The organism is Ferruginibacter yonginensis (genome assembly GCF_042651465.1).
In the GTDB taxonomy this organism is placed as follows: domain Bacteria; phylum Bacteroidota; class Bacteroidia; order Chitinophagales; family Chitinophagaceae; genus Ferruginibacter; species Ferruginibacter yonginensis.
Genome location: NZ_JBHSCZ010000003.1, coordinates 77,186 through 102,620, shown reverse-complemented (window position 1 = coordinate 102,620; position 25,435 = coordinate 77,186). Strand labels below are relative to the sequence as shown.

Sequence of the window (25,435 nt, the reverse complement as noted above, 5' to 3'; positions counted from 1 at the left end):
AGCTTTGTACCTCAACTTTCAAAGCATGATCAAAGCAGCTATCATCACCATTGGCGATGAGTTATTAATAGGACAAGTAATTGATACCAACAGCGCCTTTATTGCCCAACAACTCAACCTTGCAGGCTTTAGCGTAGCTAAAAGAGTAGCAGTTGGCGATGTGTACAATGATATTAAAAATGCCCTTGATCAAACAAAGCAAGAAGCCGATATCATTTTAATTACAGGTGGCCTCGGCCCTACTGCTGATGATATTACCAAACCTTTACTTTGCGATTATTTTGGTGGTAAAATGGTTGTAAACCAAGAGGCATTGACTTTTATTGAACACTTATTTGCAAATGTTTTTAAACGCCCTTTTACTGAACGTAATAAAAAACAAGCTGAAGTACCCGATGTGTGTACCGTTATTCAGAATAAAAAAGGTACGGCCCCAGGCATGGCTTTTTTTGAAGAAGTGAATGGTCGTAAAAAAATATTCATCAGCATGCCGGGTGTGCCTTTTGAAATGATGGCGATGATGACAGATGATGTGATCCCTCTTTTAAAGGAAACCTTTAACCCTTCAAAAATTGAACACCGTACGTTACTAACTGCAGGTATTGGTGAAAGCATGTTGGCAGATATGATTGAAGATTTTGAAACTGCCTTACCCACACATATTAAATTGGCCTACTTACCTAACTATGGTATGGTGCGTTTACGCCTATCAGCAACTTATAACGAAACCCCTAACGATACTACCGAAGTAGATACGCTGTTTAACACTTTACAAAACTTGGTGCATGTATATTTAGTGACGAATGTTGATGAAACCATGGAACAAACCGTTGCCAAATTATTAATAGCCAATAACAAAACGGTAAGCACCGCCGAAAGCTGTACTGGTGGCTATATTGCTCACTTACTTACTACCAAAGCAGGCGCATCAGCCTATTTTGAAGGCAGCGTAGTAAGTTATAGTTACCATGCTAAAGAAGCTTTGTTACAAGTAAACAACGATACTTTATTAACCCATGGTGCTGTAAGCGAAGCCGTAGTAATTGAAATGGCCAAAGGCACTTTGAAAAATTTGGGTACCCATTACACCATTGCTGTATCAGGCATTATGGGGCCAGGTGGCGGCATGCCCGATAAGCCTGTTGGTACCGTATGGGTTTGTGTTGGCAGCCAACAAAAATTAATACAACGTAAATTTGAATTTAGGTTTGATAGAGATCGTAATATTAAACTAACAGCACTCTATGCTTTAAATATGTTACGACAGTTTATATTAACAGATGATAGCAATTAAAAAGTTGATGGGCTCCGGGATAGCAGCGGCACCGCATCCGCCCCTGCGGTGCAGGTACAGCGAATAGCCCGAACAAATGTTGATGAACGCTCCTACAACCACAGCACCAAAAAATAAAAAAATATATTTTGTTTGTAACTGAAACACACATTAGAATTCACTACGCATTAACCGATCAAATGGGGGTAGTGTACCATGGACATTATGCCCAGTTTTATGAAATTGGCAGAGCCGAAGCCATAAGACAATTAGGCTATACCTATAAAGATATTGAAGCCATGGGCATTATTATGCCAGTGGTAAGCATGAGTAGTAAATTTTTACGTCCGGCTAAGTACGATGATTTAATTACCGTAAAAACGATATTGAATGCACTACCAACCGATCATAGCATAACCTTTAATTTTGAAATTTATAACAACGCTGACCAATTGCTGAATACAGGTGTAGTTACTTTATATTTTATGGAGGCAGCTACCATGCGTAGAACAAGTATGCCTACAGCATTATCAGAAAAACTGAGTGGATACTTTTAATTACACTCGGTAGTAATCACCCTTCCATTGCTGAATAGCAGCTTTAATTTCTTTAGGCGATAAATTTTCGGTAACGGCACGTTGTGCCAATGCTACCAACTCTTCATTAGGTGCAAACCGCAATGCTATAACTTGGCGAAGCGATAAACGATGGTCGTATAACTTTCCTGTAAGTACAAAATAGCGAAGGTTTTCTTCTGCACGTATGGCCCTATCTTGTGCTTTTAGTGCAAATGACCTTGATAAAAAAGCAACTAAAAACAACACCACACTTCCTAACAATGCAATGCTTGGTAACATAAGTCCTAAGCCTGCACTATAATGCCTATACAAACTAATAGTTGAACAAGTTATCATTGCCAATACCGGTATGAGTACACCATAATGAAAAATAGGCACTATTTGACTGTGGTTGCTAAAGTTTTGTTGTTTCATAATTGCTTTGGTAAAATGTAAACACTAATGTAAGTGTTAATTATGAAAGATAATAATGCTGATACAAGTTTGTTATGTACCAAAACTAAATATGCTGTACTACATACATATACAAAGGCATACCAATAGTGATGTTTACAGGAAAGCTAACAGCCAAAGCCATTGGTAAAAACAAACCAGGGTTTGCTTTGGGTACAGATATTTTCATGGCTGCCGGTACTGCAATATATGAAGCACTTGCTGCAAGTATAGCAAATATGAATCTATTTGAAACATCATCAGTTACAAAAGAACTTAAGAAAGCAAATACACAGCCGTTTAATAAGGGCATAAAAAATGCAAATAAAAATGGAAACCAACCAAATGAAAAAAATGCTTTTAAATGTTTGCCACTTGTAATACCCATATCTAATAAAAAAATGGCTAAGAACCCTTTGAATAAATCATTGGTAAAGGGTTTTATACCTTCTGCTTGTTTTGCATTTGCAAAAAAGCCTATTACCAAACTACCTAAAATCAGCAATACGCTACCGTTGGTAAATGAATGATGCAGTACTTGCTTTTTATTTGTTGTGGAAGAATCAATACTATATAAAGAAATTAATAACAAACCCATTATAATGGCTGGTGATTCCATCAATGCCATTACAGCTACCATGTGGCCATGCAAAACCATTTGTTGAGTTTCAATATAGGCAGCAGCTGTTACAAATGTTACGGCACTCACAGAACCATAAGCAGCTGCAATGGCACCTGCATTATAAATACCAACTGATTTTTTAACGATAAAAAAAGTATACAGTGGTATTACGATCGCTGCAAATAAACCAAATAGCATCGTATACAAAATGGTAGTATTAAAAGTTTCATGCGATAGTGCTTGTCCGCCTTTAAAACCAATAGCAAACAGTAAATACAATGAAATAAATTTTGAAGAATGTGCTGGAATTTCTAAATCACTTTTTACATAAACTGCTATTATACCTAATACAAAAAAAAGTAAGGCAGGGTTCGTTAAGTTTTCTGTTAACAAATGAAAATCCATAAATAAAATTTAAATCAATGTATAATAGAAGTGATTGTATTTGAAAATGACTTTTAAATGATATTATTTTAGGAGCGATAAGAAGCTCGTTCTAAGCGATCATTTACAGTAATACCTACACCATAGTTAGGTAAACGCTCTGCAATAATTACATCATAGTTTGCTGCATCTAATCGGTGCATGGCAGCATATAAATGATGGGCAGCTTCTTCTAACGAACCGTTTTTAGAAAGTACTTCACCACAAACATGAGCAAGGTTAGGCAATTGCCGAAATACCAATAAGCCTACTTTTAAATGTGTATATAATGAAAGTCCATAGGCCACATCTTCCATTAATACTAAAGGTGTTTTAGGTGCATAATGCGATGCTAACATCCCTGGCGCTTCAATACTCGTAGTATGTTTAGGAAGCATTGTAATATCACCTACAACTGCAGCTAAGGCCTCCATTGAAATGGCACCATGCCGGTATAAAACAGGTTGTTCATGTTGAAACCCAATTATGGTTGACTCAACACCCGCCGTACATTCACCGCCATCTAATATAATTGGAACACGTTCTTCAAAATAATGATATACATGCTGTGCGGTGGTTGGACTAATACTTCCAAATGGATTTGCACTAGGTGCTGCTAAAGGAAAATCAAGTTGTTGTAAAAGCTGCTGTGTTAAACCATGCTGCGGTACCCTCACAGCAATGGTTTGTTTGGATGCAGTTACGAACGATGAAATATTTGTTTGCTTTTGTAATACCAATGTTAAGGGACCAGGCCAAAACGCATTTGCCAAAGCATATGCAGTAGCTGGTATATTAGTGGCAACAGTTGTAAGTTGTGTAGCTGATGCTAAGTGTACAATTAAAGGGTTAAAAGTTGGTCTATTTTTTAATGTAAATATTTTTTGTACTGCCTCATCATCAAAAGCATTAGCAGCTAAACCATACACCGTTTCAGTAGGTATGGCTACAACACCTTTATGCTGAAGTACCTGTATAGCTTTATTAATATCAGTTGTAATCACTCATGTAATTTTTTAAGATGATGAAGTTATATTTCGCTTTATCATGCGCTTCATAAATGAATAGATTAATGCACTACTATGATATTGATGTTGGTTCAAATGAAATATCAATGGTAGCTTGAATGTTCACCGTACTTTGAGCAGCCTCAGCCTCATCCATCAGCTGCTTAATAGTTGCTAATGTTTCTTTTAACGCAGGCAACTTAGTAACTGCCATTGCATCATCAGTACCATAGCGCTCTTGTGCACTAAATTGTTTCATTGCATGAAAATCAATTTTTGCAGTGTACATGCTTGTTAAAATTGCTTTTGCTTCAGCTGCTGTAAATTGGTTGTTAATTAAGGTGTATACCGCTTGCTTTTTCATATTTGTTGCTTGTTTTTTTATGATGATGTAAAAATGAAATGACTGTTATAAAACTCAATGCTTCACATAAATGGGCAATAACTACATCTGTAAACATAAATGAAGCAATAAAAAAAGCACCTGCTACTATAACCTTAATTATCATAAAAAACCGCTTCAAAAACAATTCAGGTGCTTTTTGTTCTTTCGTATGTGTAGTTGTAATACTAAAATATTGATACTGTTTTGGTGCTATTTTTTTCATAACAAAATATTTATTGTCCTTGTCCTAATGAAAAAGCTTGTTTGCCATCAAACGAATACAAGTTTTCAGTTTTGATAATATCGATACCTGCCACCAAGGCTTTTTGTAAAAGACTGATAATATCGACCATTAACATGTTAGCCCCTGCAACAGGCTGTATGCGGCAGCGCCAGTGATCAGTACAAAAAGTTTCAGAAAAACCATTGGGCCATACCTTAATACCACGGTTGGTAATCATCACCAACTGTTGTGTTTGACTAATGATTGCTGCAATTTTCGATGCTAACATAGATGCATCATTACCCGACCAATGCACAAATAAATCAACCCCTTCTAACTGCTTTTTCATTGCTTGCTTACGCTCATATATAGGTAATTGAATGGGTAAGGGTTGATGTACAGATACAGCAGGTAAAACGGTAGGGGTTTGATGGAGATGTGCTATAACTGCTTCTGCAAAGGCTGCTGTTGTTACACATTGTTTACTAACACCTTCTTTATAAATATCAACAGTGTGTATACCTTTTTCAATAGTGGTAAGCCAAGCATGTTGTATGGTGGTAGCCACCTCATACTGACCAACATGATGGAGCATCATTACTGCAGCTTGTAGTAGGCCAGATGGATTTGCTTTATTTTGCATTGCAATATCGGGTGCTGAACCATGTATGGCTTCAAACATAGCACAGGTATTACCAATATTAGCGGAACCTGCCATACCAACAGATCCAGATATTTGTGCTGCAACATCACTCAAAATATCACCATACAAATTGGGCATAACCACTACATCAAATTCCTCAGGTGTTGCTGCTAATTTTGCAGCGCCAATATCAACAATTAAATGCTCTTTAATTATATGAGGGTATTCAACTGCAACTTCATTAAATACTTGGTGAAACAAACCATCAGTTTGTTTCATAATATTATCTTTTGTAAAACAACTTACTTTTTTACGCCCTTGCTGTTGTGCATACTCAAAAGCATAGCGTATAATTTTTTCGCAACCTGGCCTACTTATCAATTTTAAACACTGTACTACTTCATCAGTTTGTTGGTGTTCAATACCTGCATACAAATCTTCTTCATTTTCTCTAATAATCACTACATCCATAGTGGGGTGTTTTGTAAATACAAATGGATGTAAACTTTTGCAAGGACGAATATTTGCATACAACCCTAAAAACTTTCTGGTGGATACGTTTAAGCTTTTATATCCGCCACCTTGTGGGGTTGTAATGGGTGCTTTTAAAAACACTTTATTTTTTATGATAGTTTGCCAGGCATCATCAGCAATACCTGCTTTATTACCGGCTAAGTATACTTTTTCACCAATCGTAATTTCATCATATTGTAACGATGCGCCAGCTGCTTTTAAAATGGTTAATGTAGCGTCCATTATTTCAGGACCGATGCCATCGCCTTTAGCTATTGTGATTGTTGTCATGTATAATTTTTTTTGATGACGCAAAATTGTGGAGATTACATCATAAGTTTTTATTTATCTTTATTATACAATCCATAAAATATATTTATGAACTATACATTAAACCAACTTCAAATATTTTTAAAAATTGTTACAACACAAAGCGTAACAAAGGCTGCAGAAGCATTACACTTAACTCAGCCAGCCGTTTCAATACAACTAAAAAACTTTCAAGATCAATTTGAAATTCCTTTAACAGAAGTAGTTGGGAGAAAAATTTATATCACAGATTTTGGGAAAGAAATTGCAGAAGCAGCAGAAAACATCATTGCACAAGTGCACGAAATCACTAACAAAACCTTAGCTTATAAAGGACAATTAACAGGAAAACTCAAAATATCAGTAGTATCTACGGGTAAATATGTAATGCCTTATTTTTTGGCAGACTTTATAAAAATGCACCCTGGTATTGAATTAAATATGGATGTTACCAATAAAAACAAAGTGATTCAAAGTATTGAAAACAACGAAATTGATTTTGCACTGGTATCCATATTACCAAGTAAGCTACAAGTAGAAAAACTTAACCTGCTACAAAATAAATTGTACTTAGTGGGTAACACCCCTATTACTGCAAAATATAAAAACAATAAAAAAGAATTATTTAAAACACTACCATTAATTTTTAGAGAACAAGGGTCGGGCACTAGGCAAACGATGGAAAATTTTATAAACAGAAACCAACTTTCCATCATCAATAAATTAGAACTTACTTCAAATGAAGCTGTAAAACAAGCCCTGTTAGCCGGTTTAGGTTATTCCATTATGCCATTAATAGGCATCAGAAATGAGTTACATAATAAAGAGCTACACATTACTCCTGTGAAGGGGTTGCCCATTATTACTACCTGGAGTTTAATATGGTTAAAAGGCAAAAAACACAGTCCGGTGGCACAATCTTTTCTACAATATCTAAAAAAAGAAAAATCAAATATTGTACATCAAAAATTTAATTGGTACGAACAATATTAAGTTACATTTCAATAGAATCATTAATTGGTAACAATCCATTCTTTCAAAACAGTTAATTTTGAACTAGGTCAGTATTTTTAAAAAATAAAATAAAAGCAACTCTTCTTAGAAAACATTAAAACTACTCTTAAATTATTAAGCTTAAAAGCAAATAATCGTTTTAGATTGAAATAGTTTTATGAACAGTATTTAATTTGTTTTAATCATATTTATTTAATGTATACTTTGGTCAGTGCTTTGGTATGTTCCCCGTTTATCTGCACAAAATATATACCTGCAACCAATGAAGTGTTCATCGTAAAAGTTTTTATCTCGTTTAAACTATTTATGAACACTTGCTTTTGCATTACTACTTTACCATCCAAACTTATAAGTTTGAAAGTGTAATTGCCAACGCTATTTAAAAAATTTATACTGAGTATTTTATCATTTATAATAGTTGGATGAACACTAATTAAAGGTTTATTTTTTTGTTGCACTATTTTTACAATGTCGCTAAATTGTATTTGTCCATTAATATCAGTAGCCTTTATTCTATAATAGTTATTTGAACTAAGGGGGAAACTATCGATAAATAAATAATTGTAGCTTCCGTTACTATAGTATAAAGGTAATTGACTGTTTATAGGTAAAAAACCAGTTGAATGATCACTTCGTTCTAATTGATAATTTATTATTGAACGTTCATTAGCAATAGTAAAAGGAATGTAATGAGTATTATCTAAATTAACTTGTGCATCTATTTTTACAAAACTAAAAGGCACTATAGTGATTGCTTTAAATACAATCATAAACCTGTCTGCTGCTTTACTTGCAGCGTCAGCTGTAACTACAAAATCAACATTATTTTCATTTATTAAACTCAAAGGTATTCGTGTATTTAAAAATTTATCTACAAAAAAAGCATCAACATTTAAATGCTGTAATAAAATAGGGTTAATTGTGAATACATAACGGCCTAATCTGGTTCCGTTCAGGTTGAGCTTAATTATGTCTGTTTCAACGGGCATAGTTCTAGATTCAACAACTAGATTAATACTATTACTATTAATACAAAGGTTATCGTAGGTATTTGAAATTTTCTTCACATCGTAATTATCGATGTTATTATTAAAAGTATCATCAAATTTCAAAGAAACACCATCAGTAATTACCAGGCTATCATTACTATTTTTTATAAATAAACTAATATCCATAGTTGGTGTTAAAGCATTTTGCCTGCTTTCAACTGCCATTGCCCTACTAACCAAAGCACTTCCATTAATTTTATCTTGCTCTTTTATTGTAATACTACCACCAGTTACTGATTGTATAAAAAAAGCTTCACCGCTCTCAATAAAATTCTTTTTTTTTGCTGAACCGCCTGTTGTTATACCATTAAGCCAATATTCACCTGCAACCTGCACATAGTTTTCATAACCACCAACATTATACAATCCTACATTTTTAGGCTCCCAAATAGTAAACGCATCAACCACAGCAGTTTTTGTAATATTTCTAAAATCAATTCTTGATGCAAAAGGGTTACCTACTGACTGGAACCTATTTGCCAAAGTTGAAAAGCTTTGGTTATTCATACGAACATTACCCGTCATTCTTAAAGTTGTTGGACCAGTAGCAGCCCCTACTCCTACACTCCTATCACCACGTACAAATACAAAATATCCTTTATTGTTAGCAACAGGTATATTGGTAGCACTTATTTCAATCCAATTATTATTTATGTCATCGTAATATTTAAGAGATCCTCTTTGAGTATATGCATCTACCCCATTTACTCCAATAAGCCCAGGGCCGGTTATACGAGTACCATAACCCGTAGATGTTGTTATAGACGAATAATTTTCTCTCCACGATTGTGTTATTGTAGGAGAACTTAAAATTGTTATAGGGGTAGCCAAAAAGCGCCAAGCCAATCTAGGGAAAAGATACCTTTCTATGGTTACATTTCCTGAGATACTGTTTCCAGAAAGTGTATTATTATCAGTTATATCTGCGATTTGCGCCGTAACACTATCAGAAGATTTTATTGTTAAATAGCCACCACTAGATAAAATAGCATTACTTACATTTTTAAAAGCGAAAAAATTGATTAAGTCAACATTTTGAGCTAGTGTTAGTGAGGAAGGCTTGGCCATGATAAAATTATAAAAAACATTTTTTGGGGCAGTACCACTTATAATTGTTGGTGCTGAACCATTGAATAATAATGTTCCTTTCTGGTGATTAAATACGCCATTATTTACCCAATTACCAGCTATATTAATTGTATAATTTTGATCAAGTGGTTGCAAACCACCAATATTGTTATTTATAATAATGCTATTAAACTGTGGAGTATTGGTACCACTTATGAATTGAGTTGTACTGCCATTAAAACTAGTAGTACCGGCACCTGCAGGCATAGCTGACTTATTATTAATGAAGTTACTTGTGGTAAAAAAATTACCATTATTTAAATAATCTGTACCACTTATTGCGCTGTTTGTAAAAGGTATTGCTGTACCTACATTGCCACCTGAAAAAATATACAGGTTTCCAAAATTAGTAATGCCTTGTGCTACACAGGGTGTGATGTAATTTGATATAAATAAAACAAACAAAACAATTTTAATAAAGGGACTCAATATTTTTATTCTCATAACTATTTTATGTGATGGATTGCTATTTATTAAAGCGAACAACTTTTAAAAAATAATATGATGTTTTTATTAGTTTCATAGTAATAGACTTTTCACAAAGCCATAGGTAATTATGCTTTTGGAATATTATAAACATTTTTGCTCATCCACTCACAGGCTTTGTTATACTACAGCACATGTTATTTACAAACAATTTCTTTATACTCCGTTGAAATCAAAAACTATATCTTAACTATATCTGATAGTTCTGTCGATTAATTGTGATCTTTTAACTTTTATTATAATAAAACCAATAAGAACATTTGAATAAAAGATATCAGCAAATCATTTTAAAGTTTTTCTGTTTGATGATATTCGAATACTGAAATTATACAACTTATTTCACTTGGACTTCTTCAACTTGCAAGTTATGGATTAGTGATACTTATTCATATCATAATTATATTAAGAACAAATATACTATTGAGATGTTTTAGTTTGACAATTCAAAATTATTGCTATTTCTACTTTGTTTAGTAAGAATAAAAGTATTCTTTGTAGAGATTACATTTGATTTGTGAAAACACATTTTTTTCATTTTTGGTTTTCAAAAAATCTCAAAGCATATTTGTAGTAACGTACTAAAAACCACTAAAACTTAAATATTATATTCAATAATATAGTACAATTGATGGTAATTAAACTTATTTATCTAAAAGAAAGTAGATACAAATGAAGACATATCAAAATAAATTAAATCAAAAAAATATTTTTTAAATAAATCGCACTTTTCAAAATTTACATAATTATTAGTAATTCCTGGATCAAAATTAATTTTGACTTATAATATAGTTTTACACCACCCTACTTTTTTGCCAATTTTCTTTTCAAAAAGCGCCAACTTATTTAAAAGTTTTTTATCGTAGGCCATGAACATTTGATAATTTTTTTTGTTAGTTTTCATAATCAGTTATAGCCTAAGTAGTAATAAAAATCTTAGTGCTTATTTTGATAATCAGCATGACTATATGAATACTCTAAACTAGTATTATTATAAACATTATAAATACAGCTTCATAAAAAATTATTACTGCAATTATACTGGGAATGTAGAAACATTCCCAGCTTGCCAATTTTCCTATAAGGTTCAAACAAAACCTTGAAAACATGTATAAAATTATACAAATGAGCTACAGCATTTTTTTTATCAAGTAGCAATATCTACAAGTCCTTTATTTTTTTTGTAGAGTTATTAAAATGATTCTTAAACTGTTTATTTATTATTACAAAAAATTTTAAAATCATTATAAATCACTTCAAAATATCTTTTATAATTATTGAGAAATAAAATTATAACTAGGTTTCTGTTTACGTAGGGTGTAAAATAAAAGAATTGAGTTAGTGAGGTTTTTTGATAAATATCTTTAAACACGTACTGTTGGTATATGTCACCTATGTACAACAAATTAAAAAGTTTAATCTCTAGTTTAATTGTTAGTAACTCATTCGGTTGAAACTTGTGTATTGTACATTTTGTTATTCCGAAAAATTTTATTCTTGAAATACAAGTTACACCTTCATAAAAAGAAAATGTTTGATGACTTTCTACATCATTTAAAAAACCATTTTTTAAGTACAACAAAAAATTGTGAAATGCCGCTTCTCTCTCAGTATATAAAATTAATGTGCGAACTAATTTGTACTTTTTGTGCTTATTTTCATTCATGTATTGTAATAAAAAATAAATTTAAAAACCTAAAATAACGAGCACAGTAGTGCAAGTGATAAAAATAATATGGTAATAAAAAAAAACAATAACTCTTCAATGTTTACAAAACAACTGTGGTATTCTTTATTAATAAACATTTTCAATTTATTACTCAAAATATTAAACAAGCCTATCAGAATTTTAATCCCATTATATAATTATTATGTTCTTTAATTTTATTATTGCGATCAAACAGTAGCGTTTATTCAGCAATGCGTATACTTTAATTTTTAGAAAAATTAAGTTTACAATTTTAAATGCACCATATTATTGAACAGTGAAAATTTAGCGCCTATTTTAGTTATTAACATGAAGCATTTATTATCTAATAGTCAAAATGGTAATTATAAAAACAAGCCCTCATTGCTTTATAATTTACAATGAGGGCTTGTATTAAATCTAATTTTTAAACTTATAACATTATAATGTTTGGAAATACAATCTATATGCATTTTGACCAAACAACATGGCAAAAGCTGCAAGATTACTGTTTGCGGGCGTATTTACAAGATTTAATACAGGAATAGAATTGTATGCATATTGGTATGTTGAAGTAGCTGCATTAAAGGATCCCTGCAACAATTGTGTATTACTGCCTAATTGCATCGCATAAATTCTATAAGCTGTGCCATCATGAAGCATACTCCACCTCGACCAATCAGTATTTGCAGGAAAACCAGTAATAGCAATAGATGGAATTGACTGATAACCGAATTGATAGTTGGTACTGCCCGGTACATAAGCTGCCTGATATAATGTAGTTGGAAAACCCAACCGTTTTACATATAAACGGTAGTTGGCACCATCCCATAGCATAGCAAAACTATCCATATCTGCATCAGCTGGTATATTTATTAATGTTAAAACTGGTATTGAATTATGCCCATAAGCATAAGACGTTCCATCAAAACCAAACTGATAAAGGGTATTATTTGTACTACCTTTAAAGAAATATAAACGGTATGTGGTACCATCATTTAGCATGGCCCATCGGGTCCAATTAGTGTCAGCTGGGGCGCCTGTGATGGGAATATTTGGAATAGCCCCACCATAACCCCATTGATAATTGGTTGATCCCGGTACATAAGCAAATTGATTAAGACTTGGCATATTTAAAATTTTTAAGTTTTATTACCTACTCTTTTATGGCTTTTCGGTAACCGCCCATTTTAAAAATTATAAAGTGTAAAAAGAAATGAATTATTTAATTAAAATGAATAAGGCATTTTAATAATTAAGTAGACGAAAAGAACTAACCAGTTTTCTTAACTCCTAAATATTACCTTTTTGTTTTATGTAATATAGTTTTATAAGGAATAAAGTAAAACGCTCAATTTTTAAAAAGCCATTTTAATTTGTAAACTTTTTATTTAAGGTTTTTAAATAGATATGAAAAGGTTGTTAGACAAATAAATATTTACTACTTACTAAAATGCTTGATCAACTTTTTAGTATCACATTTTTAAAAATGCGATGAAGTATACTACAATTCAATGTTAAAAAAATGATTTTTTATTAAAAGGAGAAATATGGTGTACAGCATCATTCGTTTATTAGAAATTGAAATGATTGATAATTAGAACATCAGCACTTAATACAAAAATAAAGAGCTCTATTATTTTCTGAAATGCTTTAATGGAGATAAAGGCAGTGTTGCTTTTTGAAAACTTTATAATTATTAAGGTAGTTCTTGAACTTGTAAATCTTTAAAATAGGTAGATTATAATGGAAGTATAATTGAAAAAAATTAGCCTACTTAAATGAACATTAAGTATTATAAATACCAACAATTACTATGAAACTGCATGTATTTTACAAATCAGTTTCATTCATACATTTTAGAAGGTAAAACATTATTACTACCAGCTATCCAGCCTTTTATAAACAGTATTTAAAAATACTAAACAACATTTATGTTAAATGTATTTATCCATCCAGTCGTCTTTCTTAAATGTTGCCATATTGATGGTCATATCATTTTTAAATACAAAACTTGCATCTAAATATTTTTTATTGATACTAACCAAATTGGCTTGATTGATAATATATGTACGGTGTATTTTTACAAAATCAGGATTAGCAAGAAGAGTACCTGTATAAGTTTTTAAATTTTTACCACTAATAATGACTTTTTTATTAAGAAGAAAAAATTTTGTGTATGACCCGTCTGCCTCAACATAAACAATATCTTCCATTTGAATTACGTTAACTTGCTTTTGTGTATTTACAAAAATTCGCTTAGGAATTTCATGTAATAACGGAGCCTCTTCTTTCCTTTTTTTAAATCTATTTACTACTTCTCTGATGGCCAAAGTATCAAGTGGCTTTGTAATAAAATGCAACGCTTCAACATCAAAGGCATTAATAGCAAATTCTGAATGGCTACTTAAAAAAACAATTGTAATACCCATATTTTTAATTTGCTGTGCAAACCAAATACCATCTTTACCCTTCATTTCAACATCCACAAAAGCAATATCAGGCAAATTCATTGCACAGTAATCTAAAGCAATTTCTGCATTGTTAAAAACACCTAGTAGTTCTATTTCACTAAATTTAGCAGTTTCAACCTTAAAAATAGTCTGATCAATCTTTGAATCTTCTACATACATTACACGGATCATATTCAACAATTAAAGTTTTAAAACCAAGACGATTTGCACTATGAATTTGCAAAAGACCAATTTTATGCGTAATCATCACATATAATTTACTAAATGCAATTTGTGTTCAAGTTAGTTATTCATTTCTTGATTTTACTATTTACAAAAAAAAATAATATGCCAAATTTGTAAATATTAATTTTATATAATGAATATGCATTTTATCAAAACAAATTCATAAATAATAATAAATTTTATAGCATCATAACTCGTAACATATAAATTACTAATATTATTTTTATTGAGTTTTCTAATTTAAATTGTGATAGCGTTACGGATTTTTGTTGTGAATACAACAAAATTTTCTTCATAACTTAACTGTAGCTCTCCATTTATTATTTTAAGATAACGATTAACCATATATAAACCTAAGCCCATACCATCTCTTCCAGGCTCCCATTTTTCTTTTTGTGATAGTTTATCTGACAAGAATTTTAGTTTTATTAGATCAAGTTTTTTTGCAAAATTTTTAAATTCTATAATCAGGTCATCATTATCGCTTTTTATTACAATATCAATAGTAGTGTTTTGATCAGCATTTTTTATGCTATTATCTAAAAGGTTACGTATTATTAATCCAAGCATATCCTTATCAGATTTTATATCACTAATTACATCGTTAGTTAAATTTAATTTCAAATTAGATTGAGTGATAAAATCTGAATACGTCGCTGTAACCTCATTAAACAGAAAACGCACATCAAATTTTTTATAATCAGGTTTCATTCCCTTTGCCTGTAGTACAATACCCCATTGCAATAAATTAGTCAATAAAAAAGAGAGCCTTTTACCAGTAGCTGTAATTTCAAGCCCTATTTCTTCAATTGCTTTGTAATCACCTTGCTTGTACAAAAAAGTAATTGACTCTGCAATTTTTTGATAACTGTTAATAGGGCTCCTTAAATCATGTGCAATAATGCGTAATAACTCTTCACGGCTTTCCCGTACTCGGTTAGTTATATATATTTTTTGTCGTTGAAGAATATAAGCTATTAGTAATGATAACACTAAACCACTCAATAATAACCATATGAGTGTTGCCCACCAAGTTTTATACCATGGTTGTAAAATGGTAAAACTAAATGAAGCAGGTGTACACCAACCTGATCCATTTGATGAGGCGGCACAATAAAAAATATAATCTCCAGGGCTTAGGTTGTTGTAGGATACAGAATTTTGTTCTGTTGATGGTAGCCAGTCTTTATCAATTCCTTTAAGCCAATACCTATAACGTACACTCATACCATCAGGTTGTATACCTTCAAAATTAAAAGTGATAAAATTCTCATCATATTTTAACAAAACTGCATCAGGAAGAAATGAGTGTTTATTTTCATAACCTCGGCTCATCCAGTCAATATCTTGATTATAGAGTTGCACTTTTCTTAAAAGTATTGAAGGTTTTTTTAACGCCCATTTTTTTAAATCATCTTTATCAAATTCAAGCTTTAAACTGTCAAAAATAATCATGCCTCTACCGTCTGAATATAATTCCATCACTTCTGAATCTGTTAGCTTTAAACTCTGTATTACATCGTTTGAAATGGGAAAAATATTAGACTCAGCTGGTAACCATGGGTGATATATATAAACAAAAGAATTTAACCCACACCACATCAGTAGATTACCTTCATTATCAATTTTCATTAAATAAACTTCTCCTTCAGGTAAGCCATCTTCATGTTTATAGTGATGTACCATTTCTGCTACACCGAGTTTTGGGGTATATAAAATAAATAGTTCCCCTTGATCAGTTGCTAAATAGATGTATTTATCCCAAATTATTAATTGTGTTATTGTTAAGTCTAATTGTGGTATCAATGTTTCAAGTTGAATCACTTTGTTCTGAAATTCATAAGTAACTCCTTTCAACCCAGAAGACCACACTCCTCCCCACTTATCTATAGAAATACAATTGTGAGGAGAAAAAGATTTATTAGACAATGGTGTAATAATACCTTTATTATTTAAATAACAAGTACCATGACTCATGGTTGTAAAATACGTCTGTTTACCCGGTGGCTCAGATACATTTACTAAACGAATACTAGTATCACTCGTCGGAATGGGTGTGATTTTATTATTACTAATCCAGCCAGCCCCAATGGTTTTACCCTCCCTCCTTATAAAAACTATAAAACGACCATCTTCCCTTCCAGTTAATCCAAACAATTGTTCCTTTGGAAATTTGTTATTTTTAAAAAAAATTTTTTTTACTCTCGTTACAGGATCAATTGAAATAATATTTCCTGTAACTGCTTCTACATAGTATATGTGGCCTGTTTTATCTGTATAGGTGCCTATATATAAATTATTAAGTCTTTCGAATTTTTTTAACCGAAAAGGTTGCATAGTATATCGCCTGAATGTCGTTTCATCAGCATATTGCACCCAAAAATGATCATAAGAATCTAAATAAAATTCTTTTATACTAAGGTTGTTATAATTAACATTTATGGAGTCAATTATTTTATTGTTTTGTAAAGCATAAATATGATTACCACTAGCTACGTAAGCTTCATTTTTACTATTATAAAATACTCTTGAAAAAATGGATGTTGCTGTTGATAATTTATCGACAATCTCAAAATTTATTCCATTAAAAAAATAAATTTTATCTAGGCTTAACCAAAATCCGCTTTTTCCATTAGTGCCTTTACTAAACCTGTTTATTAAATTACTGGTCTTAATTGTTATAGGCCATTTTTTCAAAAACTTTTTTAAATCTGTTTCAAATATGCCTTCATTTGTACACAGAAAATAATGCTCTTTACATGAAATAATATCATAAATGTTTAATTCAAAAAGATGATTTAAAACTGAATCGTGAGGTAAAATTTTTAATTGCTCACCAGTTTTATAAAAATATAACCCTTTAGATGTTCCAAGTAAATAAGAAGCGCTATCCATTTCATATAATTCATGGACTCTAAAATTTTTAGGCTGATTCTTTATTTTAGAGAGATAACTCAACGTATCTCCTGTTAATTTGTAAAGCTGATTTTCAGTACTTACAACCAACAATTTTTTTGTGGTAGTAAGTAAAGCACTATTAATTGGAAAAGTAAGATTATCATTCAACAAGCGTAATCTTCTAAAAGTTTTACCATTAAATTCGTAAATTCCTGAATTACCCCAAATTAATGTTAACCCATCGGGTGTTTCAATTATATCTTTACATCCAGGAATTTGAAACTCTTTATAATCATAAAAATTGCGGAACCTATCACCAACTTGAGCTGTTCCCAAAAAAGGGAAAAACAAAAAACAAAAAAAATAAAAAATAAACTTATAATGTTTATCTAAACAAAATGTTTTACAACTAATTATTTTTCGAAAAGTTTTCATAATAAAGTTTTCTTTACTAAAATGAGTTAAAGTTTATTGTAGTAAATGCAAAAAGTATAATTAACCTGAATGAATAAATAGTTACAACACATGAAATACTTTTTCTTTATAAATAAAATTGAACGAATCTATTTTTACATATTACATTGGTATTCTTTTTTTGTCCGTTAAGGTTAAAAATTTTTAATTAAAAAGCTTTTTTTTCTGAATAATTTTATAGTGAAAGGCATGCCTTTATGAATATATGCTTTTATAATAGATAAACGCATATTTGTACTTCGATTGTTTTTGTAATAGTGATTTATAAAAACCAAACTTTATTATGATATAGCAATGTAGCTGGCTATTATAAGATAAATTTGATTCGCCAATGTATGTAAACATGTTGCACAATTGAATCTTAAATATTAATTCATTTAACTGCATTTATACTTAACTGCTTATTGGAATCAGTATTTTTAAATGTTTACTTGTACTTATTTACATGTATTACCTATCGTTATAAATTAAAATCATTTTTTTGATTGTTAATAGTTGGAAAGCTATTACTAATGTATCATTATATCTATATTTTATTGCTTACACTATATTGCGAATTATGAAGAAATTAGTTTCGTATTATTTTCCTTTAAACAGCAAATAAAAATGTTGATATTGAGCTATTCAACGTTATAGTATTTAGCTTGATTTCGCTCTAAAATAAGTCTCTCTACATTTGTTAAAGCAGTTTTAAATACCATTATTTCAGAAGTTGTTCCATAATCTAATATCCCATTAGCATCTGCAAATACGCTAAATCGATTCGATGTTCTTGTATCTATTGCTTTGGTTTTACTAGCCGCTAAATATCCGTTCACATAAATTTGTAACTTATTTTCAGAACTAGATGATCGAAATCCATTTATAGCAAACCCTGAATTTGCAATAGTAGGATTGTGAATTTTAAAGTTTTCTGAATTAAGCCAAACTAATTCAGATCTTACATTTACTGAGAACCTAAATCCTGGAGCACTACCAAGATCTAATACACCACCTACTGTAGCTCCTGTGTGTTCCTTCACCACATTCAAATAACAATCATCTATAAGTACTGGTGGGGATAATGCAGTACCGTCTAATCTTGATGTCCCATTTACAAAAATTCCTGGTTTACCATTTTTCTTTATAATAACACCATTTATTACAATAGCTGGTTGCATTGTTAAAGTGTTCATTACTAAATTATTACTTGAGCTTTGATTGTACCAGGTTTGTATATAACCATTACTTGATCCTACAAAGTTTAATAATGCAACTTCATCAAGAAAACCATTTGCTGTGAAATTAATATCCATTATTGCATTATCTGTACTACGCCTAACTTTTATAGCTGGTCCAATGTAATTTGAACGAAGTTTTCTTAATGAAAATGATGCGATAGGTTCAGTTGTTAATTTGTCTAATACAAACGTATTTTTTTCTAAACTCACCCACTGATTATTACTATATCCTTCAAACTCATAATTGGTTGAATTAAATCGAATAAATCCATTTTCAGCCATCACACTGTTGTTGCTATAAAGGCGTTTGCTTACTCTTCCATCATCAACATAAACTTTTATTTCATAATAGTTAACATCAATATTAAATGGCAATTGAATTTTAGGTTTTGCAACAAAAGGATTTGTATTATTCAAAAAAATACTACCCTCAGGTACAATCCAGTGATAGGTAGGAGAAGCAATTGCAGTTGAAAGGTTTAAAGCATTACCTGCAGGTTGCAACACAATTGAATTTTGAGAAGGTTGGTCTTTTATTAATGTTTCTACCACTACTCCATTAGATTTTATCTGAAGTTGGTTACTGTTATAATCTTGGTAAGCACAAATATCATCTGTTATTTGGCTTGTAATTGAATCCGTAACTCCATTTATTATAAATTGATTGGTGTAGGTAACATTTGGATCAAAATAAGTGATATCTAAAATATCCCCTTGTAGTGATTTGTATTTTAACCTGGGGTTACTTGAGGAATAATTTATGGTAATAATATTTGTATTTGCTTGTAAGGCATTAACATATTGGTTCATTTGTGAGGCAAAATCACCACTCCAAGCTGATGAAAGTTCAGTAGTTTCTAATATCCAGCCACCCTTCCGATTGTCTACCCATTGAAGATTGTGTATTGCATGTGAAGTAGTGTCCCATGTGTATGGTTCAATAGTTTTTATGGCAAACATCATGCTACCGGTATGGCAAACAATCCAACCATTTTTTTGCAATATACCTTTAAAAGCGTTTTTCGGAAAAGCATTGTATAACTTATAAAAAGTGTAATCTAAAGGCACATTCCATATACCAATTGCTGTACCCTTATATTGCATTACCCGTTGATAAGGATTGTCGCCACATCCAAAGCAATTAGGAATTGTTGGTTCACTTGGTCTACGTGGATTTTCTTGGCTTATGGTGAAATGGCAGTCTATGGTATCCGATTGCCAAGCTAAATAAGTGCGTTTTGATTCTTTCCAATTATAACTCTCATTAGGATCGCCGGCAGGCGTATCCCAGTTAGCCAAACCATAATTCAACGATTGGTAGGTCCGTTTAAAACCTAATCCCTTTTTAAAATAAGGATAAGTTTTGTTTTTACTACTTTCAATGATACTTGCCTTGGGTTGGGTATACCCTTGGTAATATAACCAAAAATTCATCACCTCAAGTCCTTTACCTTCATTAAATCCCTCGTAGTAAAATGGTTCATTTATTGTGCCAAATAAAACCCAGGCAAATGATCCTAGGCCTGATGCTCTCTTGAGTCCATCGCCAAGGTTATTCCAACTTTTTGAACGGGTAGGGTTAGCTATATATAATCCTTTATTGTACCCGGCATTAATTAATGCTAAACATGCTTGATAGGTTGAAAAAGCTTTTCTTTGTAAAAAATCATCTTTAGTATGATCCGATAACATTCTAAAAGGTCCTAAATTAGTCATGTAATAGATAGGCGCATCAATTTCTTGATTATTTAATAGAAATGCTTCATCTAGCATTCTGGCAAGTATACGCTTAGAAAAAAGTTGAATTTCATCATGGGTCCTTCCAGAAGCATCAACATAATCAGGCCATTCTTCACAGGCCAAATAGGCTGCGGCATGTGGCATAAGTGTTAGGTTATAGGTATAACCTCTTTCAAAATTAAAATCGATGCTTTGCATAAACAAACGAATTTTTAATTTTAAAGCATTATTGAGTTTTGGTTTACAAAGCAGATAGGTTTGCATAACTTGAAAAGTTGTAAAACCAGTATCAGCGTCACCTGCAATAGCTCTGTCTAAAAGTATGTTTAATTGGCTGTCAGCATAAGCTAGGTCTATATTTTTATAATAACGTGCTGCACAATAAACAAAGCCAGCCCTAGTTTCAATAGTATTTGCATTAAATACTCTAATTGAGGTTTGACTAATAATTGCCTCGGCACGTTCTTTATAAGTTGCGCCAGTTAAAACAGCAGTATTTTGGCTATAGGAAATTCTAAAACCGAAGAAAATAAAAAATAAAAATATATATTTCATGCTTTTAATTAAATATTACCCAAGTACTACCGTTGTAACCTTCATATTTTTGAAGGGTGCCATTATACCTAATCATGCCTACTTCAGGTGTAACAGGCCGTTCAGCCGAAGTACCAACAGGAACTTTCATTGCCGCTGTGCCACCAACATCTAAGGTTGTCTTTGGCTCGGGTGTGCCTATTCCAATTCTTCCATTATCAGCAATAATAAACTCTTTACCCACAGTTCTAGCAGTAACACCATCTGAAAGAGTTGAGAGTATAGTTTTTGAACCAACAAATTGCCACTTACTTTTGTCTGTTTTGTTGGCATTTTCTAGCCAGTTAGTACCGTTATAAACCCATATAGAATTTGTAGTGCTGTTGTATATTTGTAAGCCTGTAGCTGGAGCTATAATAGCTATCATTTGTGCTGTTGTGATTCTTGGGAAAAGTATTCCTTTATTGGTTGAATTAATATCCAAAATTGCTGTTGCATTCGGTGTACTTGTTCCTATACCCACGTTACCTTCCGAGCCAATCCTCATTTTTTCAGAAAAATTAGCAGCGTTATTAGAAGTTGCCCCTTTTTTTACAGTATAAAAGGCTAAACTTGTTCCATTTGCTGTTGATGAAAATGATTCTTCTGCTACAGCAGCAACTGCTGCTGAAGAACCAAGGAACGCAGTACCATCATGACCTGAAAAACGAAAAGAACCTAAAATTTCTCCGGCTGCTTGCGCAATAGGCTTTGTGATTGAACCACGGGCGCCTCTTACCCTAAGTGTTGAGCCAGAACCATTACCTGATCCATAATTATCAACATCAACAGTAATACCAGTTGCAGTTTGATTCACTACATTTAATTTTGCGTTAGATGTTGTGGATTCTGATCCTATTAATGTGTTTGCATTAACAATAAATTTTCCAGTACCTGTGAATGTTAAATCATATGATGCTTGCGTAACATTTCTATTTCCCGTTAATGTACCATCAGCATTATAAAATGTTTCTGGTGTAGCACTTGTTTTTACCCAAGTTGTGCCATTCCAATTCCAAAATCCAGTGCTAGTAATAAAATCATGTATACTGGTTGCATATACTAATGTACCTGCTTTAAGTCCATTTGTATTCATTGAAACAATTTGAAGCCCTGTTTGTTGAGTAACGGCAATACCAGCCTTTTCACCTACGGCATATGACAATTTATTAACGTCTAAGGTTGCTTTTGGATCATTATTTCCAATTCCAATTTGTGCATTTATAAAATTTGACACGAATAGCGCAAAAGCAAAAAAAAATATTTTCTTCATAAACATGTTTTAAGGAAATTGCTGAACATTGAATTTGTAAAATAATTTTTCAATGTGTGGTTTACTATTTTATGTAAAGTGGGTTGTTATTAAAAAAATAACTACACTGAAATAACAAACATTATTTGAAATGTTTAGGAATTGACTAGCAAGTTTTTGTTATAAAACCTTGATCATTTTTTAAACCTATAATGTTCAAAGGTTGTAAACATTGTTTATTAAAACTGTTTTTATATACGATACCAACTGCTGCCATCGCTAATAATTATGATACAACCTAATACTGGCGTTAAAGTAAAAATTGTTGGTGTATTGGTTTGATGATTAATGACGTTATCAATAATAACATTGTTCGTTGTTGACGTATTTCGAATGATGTACATGCGTCCAGGGTATAAACTTGCTGCTGGTGGAGAAAAATTACCTCCAGCCAACAATAATACAGAACTCTCATAATTATAGCTCGGAATACCTGTTGGTATTGGATTTTGAGGTGGTACATTAGATTCCGAAATTCTTATTTTATCTAAAATAGCACCAGAACTATTTTTTGCTATTGAGAGGCGGTGTGTACCTCTTGTAAAAAAACTTGTGAAAGAATTATTACCCCTGTTTAAAAAATTCCAAGCATATTGGTTAGAAACTCCCATGCTCCAAATGGTATACGGACTGTTATCAATACTCACCAAAAAAGAGTTTGACGAACTGCTAGTAAATAAACCCAATCCAAAAATTGAAAAATTACCGTCGAAAGGAATATTAAAGTCAAAATTTAATATATTTTCAGCTGCTGTCGCGTTAATGATGTTACCATTAGGGATCACAAATGAACCTGCAGAAGCATTAGAAGAATTACCTATAATCCAGTTAGGATTAACAACACTTTCTGCTTCTATATCAAGGTCTAAAATTTCGAAATTAATTACTAAATCCTCATACCCTGGATAGCTAACATTAGCAATATAAGAATCACCCATTCCATTTAAATAAGGAGAATTAAAAGTATTTGGTAAATTAAAATTTACGGCAGTTCCATTTTTAATAGGTACAATTGTACTGTTTGGTTTTACTTGAAACGTTTCATTAGACTCTGAAAAGTATTTGATGCTGCCATCTGCTAAAACTGAAACTACATTTAAAGCAATTGCATCTTTAAACGCCTGAAAACTTGAATAATCTGTTATGTTTGCAGTTTCAATAATTACAGGACTCCACATATCAGATAATGTATAATATTTACCATAACTTGTAACACTTTCTGTCAAAGTTCCTGATGCTACCCTAAATCCCACATAAGCTGTTGATGTTTTGCTGAACCACCAACCGTTTTGAAGCGATTTATTATTGTCAAGCTCACCACTTGAAACAAAAATACGAGTTCCTGTGCTATTAGAAGCCTTTTGATCTCTCCAGATTACGCTACAATTAATTCCGCCAAAACCATTAATTTCTGCATAACCAGTTTCTCTTCCTTGTGCTGTTCCAATACCATGTACTTTTATTTTAGCTTTATCTGTAGTATTAAAATCTACACCCATCACCCTATTTTGTGTTGCAATAGCTATAAAAGTTTGCGTAGGGTCATAACAGTGAGTACCGTGTGCATAATTATCAGTTATATAGGAAAACCTGAGCATACCACCGTTGCCACTAGAATTAAAACCAACATTATAAGCACCTGAAAAATTGCTGGGTAAATTTATGCCCCATGATGCTTGTACAGATGTAAAAGCAGGCTTGGTATTGAGTGCTATTGCTGATGTTATTTCAGGTGCAAAATAATTTGAAGTAGCAACAATTACTTGTGTAGGATGATTGCCACCCAAGGCTGTTGACCATCCCAAATTACAGTCAAAAGAATTTTTTGATTTACCATATTTCATATCTTTATCCTTGTAACATCGGGTTGCACCGCCCCCAACATCATTGGCAGTTTTAAGAAAACTAATTGCATTTTCTGCAGTGTATAAATCCAAATAATTTTTTGCCAAGCGTTTAACTATAAGATCACTAGACAAATCAAAAACATTAAGGTAACATGCTAAGGTATATTTTACATAGTTATCAGAATTTATTTCTACATCTAACCCTTTTTTTGCATGCTCCCTAAAATAATTTATAAAATATAAAACATAAGCGTCGTAATGTGCTCTAACAGTATTACCATCGGACAATATCAAACTCTCATTAGCAGGATTTTCTAAGAGCTTTTGACATATCAAATAGCAACATGATTTTTGAAACAAATTATGATTTTCACTATCCTTTATATACCACACTCCCGCCGTGGTTAAAGCTAAATTGGCATATGTATTCAAAAATAAAAGTTCCTTTTGAGCTAAACTCTGCTGAGCAGCACTTGACATTCTACTGTAATAAGTAGAATTTAAGTAGATACGTACAAGACTTAAATTCCAGAAATAACAATCACTTGTAAAAGTAGCATTAGCCTGATTTAAAATATAATTATCTGCTGTTTGCGTATTCTGATTAAGATAGTAACTAGATAAACAATAGGCTGAGTAACCTGGGCAGCCTGCATTAGGATCTGGATAAGGGTTGGCTAAATTATAAACAACAGTTGCATTTCGTTTGGCTGCTACACTTGCTTGTGACGGTATTTGTTGCGCTATCGTACAAGAGCAAATTAACAATCCAATAATGACACACAATAATTGGCTTAATTTACAATTCATACCTAAAAATGATGAAAAAATTGATTCTGTAAAAACGTACTGTACAAATAATAAATACCGATCACTTAAAATTTAAAGCACTGTTTTAATTTT

Annotated in this window: 16 protein-coding genes; 3 read left to right on the top strand and 13 right to left on the bottom strand. The window is 31.8% G+C overall.

The window, feature by feature from the left end; genetic code table 11:
• The first annotated feature begins 25 nt into the window (after positions 1-25).
• The gene (locus ACFOWM_RS12260; RefSeq protein ID WP_379710549.1) at positions 26-1,294 is read left to right on the top strand and encodes a competence/damage-inducible protein A; all 1,269 of its coding nucleotides are present in this window, start codon (positions 26-28) and stop codon (positions 1,292-1,294) included.
• Between the two features lie 128 nt (positions 1,295-1,422).
• Positions 1,423-1,830, top strand: a complete 408-nt coding sequence (locus ACFOWM_RS12255) for an acyl-CoA thioesterase (RefSeq protein ID WP_379710546.1) — start codon at positions 1,423-1,425, stop codon at positions 1,828-1,830.
• Here the strand turns inward: ACFOWM_RS12255 and ACFOWM_RS12250 are convergent, their stop codons facing one another.
• The 6 genes from ACFOWM_RS12250 to ACFOWM_RS12225 form a co-directional block, all read right to left on the bottom strand.
• Positions 1,831-2,265 (bottom strand): DUF6526 family protein, encoded by a 435-nt coding sequence (locus ACFOWM_RS12250; protein ID WP_379710543.1) that lies wholly within the window; start codon positions 2,263-2,265, stop codon positions 1,831-1,833. It abuts the gene before it with no gap.
• 85 nt (positions 2,266-2,350) lie between these two features.
• Positions 2,351-3,310 (bottom strand): sodium-dependent bicarbonate transport family permease, encoded by a 960-nt coding sequence (locus tag ACFOWM_RS12245; protein WP_379710540.1) that lies wholly within the window; start codon positions 3,308-3,310, stop codon positions 2,351-2,353.
• A 68-nt stretch (positions 3,311-3,378) separates the two neighbouring features.
• Positions 3,379-4,332, bottom strand: a complete 954-nt coding sequence (locus tag ACFOWM_RS12240; RefSeq protein WP_379710537.1) for an L-threonylcarbamoyladenylate synthase — start codon at positions 4,330-4,332, stop codon at positions 3,379-3,381.
• A gap of 76 nt (positions 4,333-4,408) precedes the next feature.
• On the bottom strand, positions 4,409-4,699 hold the full coding sequence (locus ACFOWM_RS12235; RefSeq protein WP_379710534.1) for a hypothetical protein: 291 nt from the start codon (positions 4,697-4,699) through the stop codon (positions 4,409-4,411).
• On the bottom strand, positions 4,668-4,943 hold the full coding sequence (locus ACFOWM_RS12230; protein ID WP_379710531.1) for a hypothetical protein: 276 nt from the start codon (positions 4,941-4,943) through the stop codon (positions 4,668-4,670). The genes ACFOWM_RS12235 and ACFOWM_RS12230 overlap by 32 nt, the downstream gene beginning before the upstream one ends.
• A gap of 10 nt (positions 4,944-4,953) precedes the next feature.
• Positions 4,954-6,390: an NADP-dependent isocitrate dehydrogenase gene (locus tag ACFOWM_RS12225; RefSeq protein ID WP_379710528.1), complete on the bottom strand. Its 1,437-nt coding sequence runs from the start codon at positions 6,388-6,390 to the stop codon at positions 4,954-4,956.
• 87 nt (positions 6,391-6,477) lie between these two features.
• On the opposite strand from ACFOWM_RS12225, the gene ACFOWM_RS12220 reads away from it, so the two are divergent.
• A complete protein-coding gene (locus ACFOWM_RS12220; RefSeq protein ID WP_379710525.1) occupies positions 6,478-7,401 on the top strand; it encodes a LysR family transcriptional regulator in 924 nt (307 codons plus the stop codon).
• A gap of 209 nt (positions 7,402-7,610) precedes the next feature.
• On the opposite strand, the gene ACFOWM_RS12215 is transcribed toward ACFOWM_RS12220, so the two are convergent.
• The 7 genes from ACFOWM_RS12215 to ACFOWM_RS12185 form a co-directional block, all read right to left on the bottom strand.
• Positions 7,611-10,043 (bottom strand): T9SS type A sorting domain-containing protein, encoded by a 2,433-nt coding sequence (locus tag ACFOWM_RS12215; protein ID WP_379710522.1) that lies wholly within the window; start codon positions 10,041-10,043, stop codon positions 7,611-7,613.
• A 2,167-nt stretch (positions 10,044-12,210) separates the two neighbouring features.
• A complete protein-coding gene (locus ACFOWM_RS12210; RefSeq protein ID WP_379710519.1) occupies positions 12,211-12,900 on the bottom strand; it encodes a hypothetical protein in 690 nt (229 codons plus the stop codon).
• An 806-nt stretch (positions 12,901-13,706) separates the two neighbouring features.
• Positions 13,707-14,402 carry a LytR/AlgR family response regulator transcription factor gene (locus ACFOWM_RS12205; RefSeq protein WP_379710516.1) on the bottom strand — a complete coding sequence of 232 codons (696 nt, stop codon included), beginning with the start codon at positions 14,400-14,402 and terminating at the stop codon, positions 13,707-13,709.
• A 306-nt stretch (positions 14,403-14,708) separates the two neighbouring features.
• Positions 14,709-17,801 carry a triple tyrosine motif-containing protein gene (locus tag ACFOWM_RS12200; RefSeq protein ID WP_379710513.1) on the bottom strand — a complete coding sequence of 1,031 codons (3,093 nt, stop codon included), beginning with the start codon at positions 17,799-17,801 and terminating at the stop codon, positions 14,709-14,711.
• Positions 17,802-18,460: 659 nt separating this feature from the next.
• The gene (locus ACFOWM_RS12195; protein WP_379710510.1) at positions 18,461-21,355 is read right to left on the bottom strand and encodes a hypothetical protein; all 2,895 of its coding nucleotides are present in this window, start codon (positions 21,353-21,355) and stop codon (positions 18,461-18,463) included.
• A 4-nt stretch (positions 21,356-21,359) separates the two neighbouring features.
• On the bottom strand, positions 21,360-22,646 hold the full coding sequence (locus ACFOWM_RS12190; RefSeq protein WP_379710507.1) for a hypothetical protein: 1,287 nt from the start codon (positions 22,644-22,646) through the stop codon (positions 21,360-21,362).
• Between the two features lie 230 nt (positions 22,647-22,876).
• Positions 22,877-25,342: a hypothetical protein gene (locus tag ACFOWM_RS12185; protein WP_379710504.1), complete on the bottom strand. Its 2,466-nt coding sequence runs from the start codon at positions 25,340-25,342 to the stop codon at positions 22,877-22,879.
• Between the last annotated feature and the right edge of the window lie 93 nt (positions 25,343-25,435).